Raw genomic sequence first — 9,174 nt, 5'->3', positions numbered from 1 at the left:
GTTCCGCGCGATCGCGACCCGGTTCGACAAGCTCGCCGACCGCTACCGCGCCGGAGTCGTCCTGGCCTCGCTGATTCTCTGGCTCCGCGAAACAGCCAGATGATCATTTGTCAGACAGGTTCTAGCGGCTCCGGGCGGTCAGGCGCCGCCGATCTGCGCCGCGACGATCTCCGCCGACAGCGCCACCAGGGGAAGACCGCCGCCGGGATGGGCGGACCCGCCGACGAGGAAGAGCCCAGGGACGGGGGAGCGGTTGGCCGGCCGCAGGAAGGCGGCGCGGACGCCGTTGGAAGAGGTGCCGTAGATGGCGCCGCCCGGGCTCCCGGTCTCGTGCTCCAGATCGAAGGGGGTGCGGGCCTCGTACCACAGCAGGCGTGGGCGGACATCCGTGCTGCGGGCGGCCATGACGTCCAGGATCCGCTCGGCGTAGGACTCCTTGAGTCCCGGGGCGGTCCAGTCGACGGTCCCGGGCGCTCCCAGCTGCCCGTGCCGGGGGGCGTTGACCAGGACGAACCACGCCTCGTGCGCGTCGTCGGGACGCAGCGCGGCGTCATCCGGCGCGCTGATGTACACCGTCGGGTCGGCGGCGGGACGGGCCCGGGCACCGAAGACGGCGTCGAACTCCGCGTCGTAGTCCGCCGGGAACAGCACCCGGTGGTGCGGTGTCCGCGGGTCCCGCCCGCGCAGGGCGAGCAGGAGGACGAAACCGGACAGCGAGGGCTGGACGCGTGCGAGGGCGGCCAGGGGCCGGCGCCCGCGCCGGTCCGCCGCCAGGCGTCCGTAGAGGACCGCGGCGTCGACGCCGGAGACGACGACATCCGCCGCCGCCGTACCGCCGTCCGTCAGGCGGACCCCGGTGACGCCCCGGCCCGAGGTGTCCACCGCGGTGATCTCGCAGCCGTGACGGAACCGCACCCCCAGCTCGGCGCAGCGCCGCTCCACGGCCTCGGCCAGCAGGCGGAGACCGCCGGGGACGTACCAGGCGCCGTAGCGCTGCTCCACGTACGGGACCACCGCCATGACGCCGGGCGCGCGCCGGGGGTCGGAGCCGCTGTAGGTGGCGTAGCGCTCCAGCCACACGCGCAGCCGGGGGTCGCGCAGGTACCGCCGGCCGGTGCCCCGCAGGGTGCGCCAGGGGGCGACGGCGGCCAGGCCGCGGGGGCGTACCGAGTGCCGCAGCAGCCCTGCCGGGCCGCCGAGCGGCCGCCGCAGCACACTCTCGCCCACCAGCCGCCACAACTCACCGGAGGCCGCGTGCAGACGGGCCCACTGCGCCCCGGTCCCCTCGCCCAGGGCGTGGTCGAGTACGCCGGGTACCAGGCGCGGGTCACCGGGCATCACCAGGCGGGTTCCGTCGGCGAACCGGTAACCGCAGGCCGGCTCCACCGGCCTCAGCGGCAGGCAGCGCTCCACGGGGGCGCCGGTGTCCGCGAACAGCCGGCGGTAGACCTCGGGCATGGTCAGCAGCGACGGCCCGGTGTCGAAGACGAAACCGTCCCGGCGCACGGTACCGAGCTTGCCCCCGCACACGGCCGACCGCTCGTACACGGTGACCCGGTGTCCCTGCCGGGCCAGCCGGGCGGCGGCCGCCAGGGCGCCCATGCCGGCGCCGATCACGGCGACACGGGCCATCTCAGAGCTCTCCCCGCAGCGGTCTGCCCTTCCACGTCAGCGTGGAGCGGCGATGACCGAGCCAGGACCGCGCCGTCAGCACCACCAGCAGACCCACGGACACTGGGTGGGCCAGCGCGTCCGGCCAGCAACGCCCGCCCGTGCGCCGCGCGGCCAGCACCCGCCCCGCCACGGCCGCGGCGTATCCGGCCGCGCCCCAGCGTGACCCCCGCAGCGCCGCCAGCGGGGGCACCACATAGGCCCAGGTCAGGAGAGCGCACACGGCCGCCGCGCCGCCGCCGGAACCGAACGCCGCCCACAGGGACTTGCCGTACCCCTCACGCAGATCACGCCAGCCGTCGTACATCCGGCACCGCGCGATCCGGCTGCCGTCCACGATCCCGCCCCGGCCGCCGGTCCGCTTCAGCGCCCGGATGAGCGCCATGTCCTCGAGGACCTCCTCCGTGACCGCGGCGAAACCGCCGCAGCGGCTCAGGGCGGCGGCGTCCACGACGAGGAACTGGCCGTTCGCCGCGGACAGCGCCGGCCGCGGCGACGCCTCGGCCCGGCTCAGCGGCAGTACCGTCAGCCACGACCACTGCAGCAGCGGCTGGACGAGCCGGTTGGCGGACCCCTCGGCGACCTGGCGGGGGAAGGGGGAGACCAGGTCGAGTCCGGCCGAGCGCAGCAGGGCCACCGAGGACGCCACCGCGCGCGGCGCGAGCACCACGTCCGCGTCCACGAAGACCAGCACGCTGCCCCGTGCGAGCGACGCGAGCTGATGGCAGGCATGGGCCTTGCCCGGGGAGCCGGGCCTGGGCGCCGTGCCGCGCACGACCCGGGCGTGCAGGTGCGGGCCGCACAGACGGCGCACCACCTCACCGGTGCCGTCGGTGGACTGGTCGTCGAGCACGACGACCTCCGCCCGGGGCACACGTTCCTGAGCCAGCAGGGAGCGCAGCGCGGGGCCGACGCGCCCGGCCTCGTCACGCACCGGCATCAGGAGGGACACCCGCTCGGCCACCGGTGGCGGATCCACCGGCGGAACCCGCAGGGCCCTGCTGTTCCAGGCGCTGTGCACGGCGCCGGCGACCGCCAGTACCGAACCCGCCGCGACCGCCGTCCGCGCGAGGCCGGGCCGGCTCACACCCGTCTCCCGGCGGCGCCCGCCGCCCGCAGCGCCAGCGGCACGGCGACCAGGCCCATCAGCGCTCCCCCGACCATCGCCACCTGCGGGCGGCCGAAGAACACCAGGCAGGCCGTCACCGAGGAGGCATAGGTCCACAGGTACAGCACGACGGCCGGGCTGCCGGTCGTACCGCTTCCGGCGGGCCGCCCCGCCGAGCGCCGGGAGACGGCGTCCACGGCGGCGACCATGGCCACGGAGACGGCCATCCACCCGGCGAAGTTGGTCAGCGGCACGCCCTCCACACCGGGAAGCGCAGGGCTGGGGTCCGACCAGACCCAGTAACCGGCGTCGACCATCTGCGGGTCGAGGAAGACGTCCCAGGACGCCAGTGCCCACCCCCCGACCACCGCCGTCCGCACTCGGACCGCGGGCGTCCCGGCCCGCTTCCGGCCTCCGGCCAGCGCGCGTCCCGCCTCCAGAGCGGGCCAGGCCATCATCATCCAGGCGAGGGGCACCACCACCGGCACCCCCGTCACGCTCGGCCCCGGGGTGCCCGTGTAGTGATAGGCGCCGAACGGGAAGCCCGTACGCACTCCCACGGCCTCCACCGCCAGGCCCCCCAGCCCCGCCGCCGCGAACAGTGCCAGCGGGCCCCGCACACCATGCCGCAGCGCGGCGGCCGAGAGGGACGCCACGCAGAAGACCACCACGCCGGCAACGGTGAGCGCTTCGCGCCACGGACCGGACACCAGCGGGTAGGGGATCTGGCACAGTACGGCGGCCGCGGTCAGCGACCAGACCGCCCGCCGGTCGGCTCCGAGCCCACGGCGCAGCGCCGGCCGTTCCTGTACCTGAACCATGCGACGAGCATAGGGAGACGGCCCGGGCCCACCGCCGAGGCGGCGGGACCGGCACCACGGGCTTCACCGGTACGGAGCACAGGGGGCGCGGCGCGGATCTCCGCACGTACGGGGGCGGCCGCGTGCCGTGGCGGCCGCGCTCGGCGGACGGCCCGGCGCGGGTGGGAACGGCCGCCCCCGTACGGGCCGTGTCCGGGCCTGTCGGCCCCTGGCAGAAGCGAGCGGTGCCACCGAGGCTGGAAGACGCGGAGGCCGCCTGCCGGCGGCCTTCCGGGCGGGAGAGCGACAGGAGTGCCCGACGGCCGCCGAGGGGGACGGTTTCGCCGCCCGCCCTGACGCGCTCGCCGCGGCCGGGATACCGCGCCCCCGAAGGAGGGCACCGTGGAACATGTATGCCGTCGGCCGTCCCCGGAGCATCCGCCGCCCGGTGCGTCGCCGCGCCCCCGCCCCGTCGCCGTCCCGCGCGCAGGAATGGAGTAACCGACCATGGTCCAGCAGCCACCCGGCGCGGCCCCGTCGCACGCCCTTGAACCGGTGGCCGACGCCCACCTGCACGATGCGGCGCGGGTGGCCGGACTCCTCGGCGTGGACCCGTCCGCGGGCCTGTCCGCGCGGGAGGCGCAGCGGCGGGCCACCGACTGGGGCACCAACTCGCTGGCCGAACCCGCCCGCCGGCCGCGGTTGCTGCGTCTGCTGGACCAGTTCCGCAGCTGGTTGATCGGCATCCTGCTCGCCGCCGCGGTCGTCGCCGGTGTCATCGGCGAGATCAAGGACGCCGTCGTCATCACCGCCGTCCTCTTTCTCAACGCCGTCATCGGCTATCTGCAGGAACGACGTGCCGAGCGCAGCCTGGAGGCGCTGCGGCAGATGCTGGTGCCCACCGCCCGGGTGCGCCGTGACGGACGGGTGCAGGTGGTCCGGGCCCGCACCCTGGTGCCCGGTGACGTGGTCCTGCTCGAAGCCGGTGACCGTATCCCGGCCGACGGCCGACTGGCGGTCGCGGAGTCCGTCGAGGCCGCCGAGGCCACGCTGACCGGCGAGTCCCGGCCCGTCGCCAAGTCGACCGCGCCCACCCCGGCCGGCGGCGAGGACCCGGTGCCCGTCGCCGAACGCACCGGCATGCTGTTCATGAACACCGCCCTGACCCGCGGCCGCGCCGAGATGATCGTGACCGCCACCGGCATGCGCACCGAGGTCGGCCGGATCGCCGCGGCGCTGCGCGCCGGCACCGAACCGCCCAGCCCGCTGCAGGTTCAGATGGACAGCCTGGGCCGGCGACTGGCCCTGATCAGCGGTGTCGCGGTGGCCGCCTACGCGATCGCGTCCCTGGTACGCGGAGAGGATCTGGCCGATCTCGCTCTGCGCGCCGTGGCACTGGCGGTCGCCGCGATCCCCGAAGGCCTGCCCGCCGTCCTCGCGCTCACCCTGGCCCTGGGCGTGCACCGGATGGCCCGCCGGGGCGCCATCGTCAAGCGCCTGGCCTCCGTGGAGGCCCTCGGTTCCGCGACCGTGGTGTGCAGCGACAAGACCGGCACCCTGACCCTGAACGAGATGACCGTCCGGTCCCTGTGGTCGGCCGGACGCTTCTACGAGGTGACCGGCGACGGCTACGGCACCGCCGGCAGCGTGCGCCCGGCCGGCACCGGGCCGGCGGCCGCGGACCCGCGGGACGCGGCCCTGCCGTTCGCACTGTGCAACGACGCCCGTCTCACCGGCGACGGCATCATCGGGGATCCCACCGAAGCCGCCGTGCTCGTGCTCGCCGCCAAGACCGGCCTCGACCCCGAGACGCTGCGCACCCGCACACCGCGCACCGGCGAGGTGCCCTTCGACCCGGCCGCCAAGTACATGGCCACCTTCCACACCGAGGCCGACGGGTCCACCCGCGTCCACGCCAAGGGCGCCGTCGACGTGCTGCTGGACCGCTGCACCCACCTCCTGACCGAACAGGGCCCCGTACCCATGGACGACGAGCGGCGCCGTGAGGTCATGGCCGCCGCCACCCGGCTGGGCGGCCAGGGCCTGCGCGTGCTGGGCGCGGCCACCGCCACCGGACGACCGCAGCCGCAGCAGGTGGCGGGGCTGACCCTGACGGCGGTCGCCGGAATCGCCGACCCGCCTCGTGCCCAGGCCCGCGACGCCGTCGCCCTGGCCCAGGAGGCCGGGGTCACCGTCAAAATGATCACGGGGGACCACGCCGACACAGCTGCCGCCATCGCCCGCGAACTCGGCATCACCGGCGATGTCGTCACCGGCGCCGAACTGACCCGGATGAGCGGCGGGGAACTCGCCTCGCGCATCGACGGGATCGGCATCCTCGCCCGCGTCGCCCCCGAGCACAAGGTCACCATCATCCGTGCCCTCGCGCAGCGCGGCCACATCGTGGCCATGACGGGCGACGGGGTCAACGACGCCGCAGCCCTGCGTGCCGCGCACATCGGTGTCGCCATGGGCATCACCGGTACCGATGTCGCCAGGGAAGCCGCCGACATGGTGCTGACCGACGACGACTTCTCCACCATCGTCCGGGCGGTCCGCGAGGGCCGCTCCATCTACGACAACATCACCACCTTCGTCCGCTTCCAGCTGTCCACCAACGTCGGCGCCATCCTCACGCTGCTCGCCACCGTGCTGGCCGGGCTGCCCGCCCCCATGACCGCGATCCAGCTGCTGTGGGTCAACATCATCATGGACGGGCCGCCCGCCATGGCCCTGGGCATCGACCCGCCGCGGGAGGGCGTCATGCGCCGTCCGCCCCGGTCGCCCGGCGAGCGCATCCTGGGCGCCCGCCGGCTGGGCGCCATCGCCCGCGCCGGCGTGGTCATGGCCGCCGGAACACTGGCCGTCTTCGCGGTGGCCCGGGACCTCACCGATCCCGCGATCGCCGCGACCATGGCCTTCACCACGTTCGTGCTCTTCCAGCTGTTCAACGCGCTGAACGCACGCAGTGAGGGCGGCCCCGTTCTCGGCCGCCACCAGCTGCGCAACCGTGTCCTGTGGGCCAGTCTGGGGGCCGTCCTCGTGCTGCAGGTCGTCGCCGTGCAGGTCCCCTTCGCCCACGGTGTCTTCGACACCGTCTCCCTCACGCCCGTGCAGTGGGGCGTGTGTCTGGCCACCGCCTCCACCGTGCTGCTGGCGGAGCACCTCTGGCGCGTCCTGCGGACGGGGCGGGGCCCCGCGGTGCGGCGCAAGGCGTGAGACCTTCCGCGTCCGCCCCCGGGGTGCGTTCCGGGCTCAGCCGGCCAGCGAGCCGGCGAAGATCTGCCAGGCCAGGAGCGACTTCGCCACGAGGCTGAGGACCAGATAGGCCTTCTCGCCGTACGCGTAGTCGGACCACCGGCCGACTCCGCGGTACTGGAGCCACTGGTTGAGACCGAAGCTGAAGAACAGGGCCGCCTGGACGAGGACGATCCCGTACACGAAACCGGGTACGGTTCCGGCCGCGACGATGTTGTACGCGATGGAGATCCACGGCGTCACGCCCACCAGCGTCCCGAACCAGAAGGGAAGCATCGTGGTCGCCACCCTGCCTGGCGGGTTCATCACCTCCTCGACCCAGCCGAACAGGATCATCCCGACATTGGCCCCGATGACGGCGATGACGGCGTTGATGTTGGTGATGCCCGAGTAGAAGCCGATGAGGAGCACCATCAGAGTCGCGCTCAGCGCGTACTCCAGCCACCGGAACCGGTTGATGCCGCGCCTGAGGTCACGTTCGTAGACGCCGCGGAACACCGTCGCCGTCAGCAGGTGGTCCAGTGCCGCCAGAGCGAGGAAGGCGGCAACGGCCCAGCCGATCGGCACGTCGAACAGAGATCCGGGGGCGGGCGCGGCCGTCCCCGGCGGACCCTTGGGCACGGAGGAGGTGACGGTGATCGAGAAACTCCCGGCCAGGAGCACGACCGCCGCGGCCTGGACCAGGTGCAGCAGCGTGAGCCCCAGATTCCATGCGCGGAGTCCGGCCAGGCGTTCGGCGGTGACACCGGTGGCCACCGTTGTGCCGTCCTGTCTCCTCATGGTTCCTCCCGGGGGTCGACGACGCCGCACCTGTGCATGGTCGTACCGGCTCGTCCGGAGCCACGGCAGTCACGGCACCGCCCCGCCGGAAGCCACCGGATTGGCTCAGGGGACTGTCACAGCCCGGCTTCCGCCCCGGTACGGTCCACGCTCTGGCCGATACCGTCACTTCCGTGGCGGCGCTCGGTCCGGCGCGGAGGCGGGGCCGGACCGAGCGCCGTGTGCTCCCGCGGTGCGCCCGCGACCGCCGGCTCCGTTGCCGACGGGGTGCGTCGGGGTGCGTCGGGACGGAACGGGCATCCAGGGCGCGACGGGGTTTCCGGGGTGTCAGAGCATGAGCAGCAGCCGCGTGTTCGGTATGAGTTTCCGGTTCACGCTGGTGCTCTGCGCGAAGATCGTGAAGTCGTCGTTGTGGTCCGGCTTGACGCGCACTTCCACGTCCGGCAGGCCGAGCAGGGCCTGGACCCCGGGCCCAGTGCAAATCCGGTCCGTCTTCTTCTCCAGCACCGCGATCCGCTTCCGCGCCCGGATCTTCTCCGACTTGCTCAGCTGGTGGAGCGCGCCACCGGTGCGGTAGGTGTGCCCGCACTCGACGGCCCAGTCCCGGATCGCCGCCTCACGAGTCACCGGTACCAGCTGGTACTTCGACGCGTCCACCGGAGTGAGACCGGCCGCCTTGATGGTGTCCTTGTTGACCGCCTCCGCCTCCGTGGAGAACACCGCCCGCGACCCCCGGATGCCCTGGGCGCGGCCCACCATGAAGTTCTCGGTGGCCTGCCGGATGACCTGCCCGGCCTCCTCCAGGCCCTGTGTGCTCGTGGCGTCCCAGATGGCGATGTTGTCCTTGGGGAAACCGCACTGCATGGCCTCGCGCCTGCCCATCTGGTCCGGTGCGAGCACGGCCAGTGTCCAGTTGTCCTCCTGCGTCCTGATCATTTCGGCCACGGCCCGGACCAGCTCACGCGGGTTCCCGTCCGGGGCGGCCGGGCAGCGGTGGCTCGCGTTCTCCTGCCCGTCGGTGAGCACGAACGTCAGGAAGCTGTGGTCTCCGTACAGTTGGGCCGTCTGCGCCAGCTCCCGCTGCGACTTCAGCGTGGCCGCCAGCAGGGCCGTCATTCCCCCACCCGGTACAGCTGCTTCTGAACCGCCCCGGCTTCCACGAGGAACTGAGCCGTTTCCGTACCCCGGTACGGCATCCCGGTGGGCGGTGGGGGTACGCACCGGGCAGTTCACCATCCGTGACGTGACATGAGGAGCACCGTCTGGCCCTGCGCGCCCTGGCCGACGACCGGCCGCACAGCTGAAGGGTTGCTGCCCCGTACCGGTACGGGAGACTCCGACACGGGGCGGCACGGACTCCTGAACATCCGGGAAGAGGGGCACCGCCTGCCCGGCGCCTCCGGCTCCGGCTGCCGGGCAGGCAGTGTCAGGGCATGTCCTGGCCGGGTGCTCGAACGATGTGAGCGGTGAGAGGCGGTCCCGTCTCCCACCGCCGAGGGGGGGGGGGGGGGGGGGGGGGGGGGGGGGGGGGGGGGGGGGGGGGGGGGGGGGGGGGGG

5 protein-coding genes and 2 pseudogenes are annotated in these 9,174 nt (G+C 73.8%); 2 read left to right on the top strand and 5 right to left on the bottom strand.

What is annotated here, in order from left to right:
- Positions 1-125: pseudogene (locus tag LJ221_RS08160) on the top strand (IS5/IS1182 family transposase); the annotation flags it as partial.
- Positions 126-138: 13 nt separating this feature from the next.
- Here LJ221_RS08160 and LJ221_RS08155 read toward each other — a convergent pair.
- From LJ221_RS08155 to LJ221_RS08145, 3 genes are read right to left on the bottom strand one after another with little or no spacing between them, the layout of a single operon-like run.
- Positions 139-1,632 (bottom strand): NAD(P)/FAD-dependent oxidoreductase, encoded by a 1,494-nt coding sequence (locus tag LJ221_RS08155; protein WP_241715008.1) that lies wholly within the window; start codon positions 1,630-1,632, stop codon positions 139-141.
- A gap of 1 nt (position 1,633) precedes the next feature.
- A complete protein-coding gene (locus tag LJ221_RS08150) occupies positions 1,634-2,758 on the bottom strand; it encodes a glycosyltransferase family 2 protein (RefSeq protein ID WP_241715005.1) in 1,125 nt (374 codons plus the stop codon).
- The gene (locus LJ221_RS08145; protein ID WP_241715004.1) at positions 2,755-3,600 is read right to left on the bottom strand and encodes a carotenoid biosynthesis protein; all 846 of its coding nucleotides are present in this window, start codon (positions 3,598-3,600) and stop codon (positions 2,755-2,757) included. Before LJ221_RS08145 ends, LJ221_RS08150 begins: the two co-directional genes overlap by 4 nt.
- Positions 3,601-4,086: 486 nt before the next feature.
- Between LJ221_RS08145 and LJ221_RS08140 the strand changes: the two genes are divergently transcribed.
- A complete protein-coding gene (locus LJ221_RS08140) occupies positions 4,087-6,798 on the top strand; it encodes an HAD-IC family P-type ATPase (RefSeq protein ID WP_241715002.1) in 2,712 nt (903 codons plus the stop codon).
- A 36-nt stretch (positions 6,799-6,834) separates the two neighbouring features.
- Here the strand turns inward: LJ221_RS08140 and heR are convergent, their stop codons facing one another.
- Both heR and LJ221_RS08130 read right to left on the bottom strand, forming a co-directional pair.
- Positions 6,835-7,617, bottom strand: coding sequence for a heliorhodopsin HeR (heR, locus tag LJ221_RS08135; RefSeq protein ID WP_241715000.1), 783 nt, complete (start codon positions 7,615-7,617; stop codon positions 6,835-6,837).
- Positions 7,618-7,944: 327 nt separating this feature from the next.
- A pseudogene (locus LJ221_RS08130) lies at positions 7,945-8,756 on the bottom strand (VWA domain-containing protein); the annotation flags it as partial.
- Between the last annotated feature and the right edge of the window lie 418 nt (positions 8,757-9,174).

It is taken from the genome of Streptomyces sp. CNQ085 (assembly GCF_022614595.1).
GTDB lineage: Bacteria > Actinomycetota > Actinomycetes > Streptomycetales > Streptomycetaceae > Streptomyces.
Note: the sequence above shows the minus strand (reverse complement) of the source record. Positions and strands in the feature narration are given on the sequence as shown.

Excerpts from the sequence above, each read along its gene's own strand:
- LJ221_RS08155 (WP_241715008.1), bottom strand. The coding sequence starts at position 1,632 with ATGGCCCGTGTCGCCGTGATCGGCGCCGGCATGGGCGCCCTGGCGGCC.
- LJ221_RS08145 (WP_241715004.1), bottom strand. The coding sequence starts at position 3,600 with ATGGTTCAGGTACAGGAACGGCCGGCGCTGCGCCGTGGGCTCGGAGCC.
- LJ221_RS08140 (WP_241715002.1), top strand. The coding sequence starts at position 4,087 with ATGGTCCAGCAGCCACCCGGCGCGGCCCCGTCGCACGCCCTTGAACCG.
- heR (WP_241715000.1), bottom strand. The coding sequence starts at position 7,617 with ATGAGGAGACAGGACGGCACAACGGTGGCCACCGGTGTCACCGCCGAA.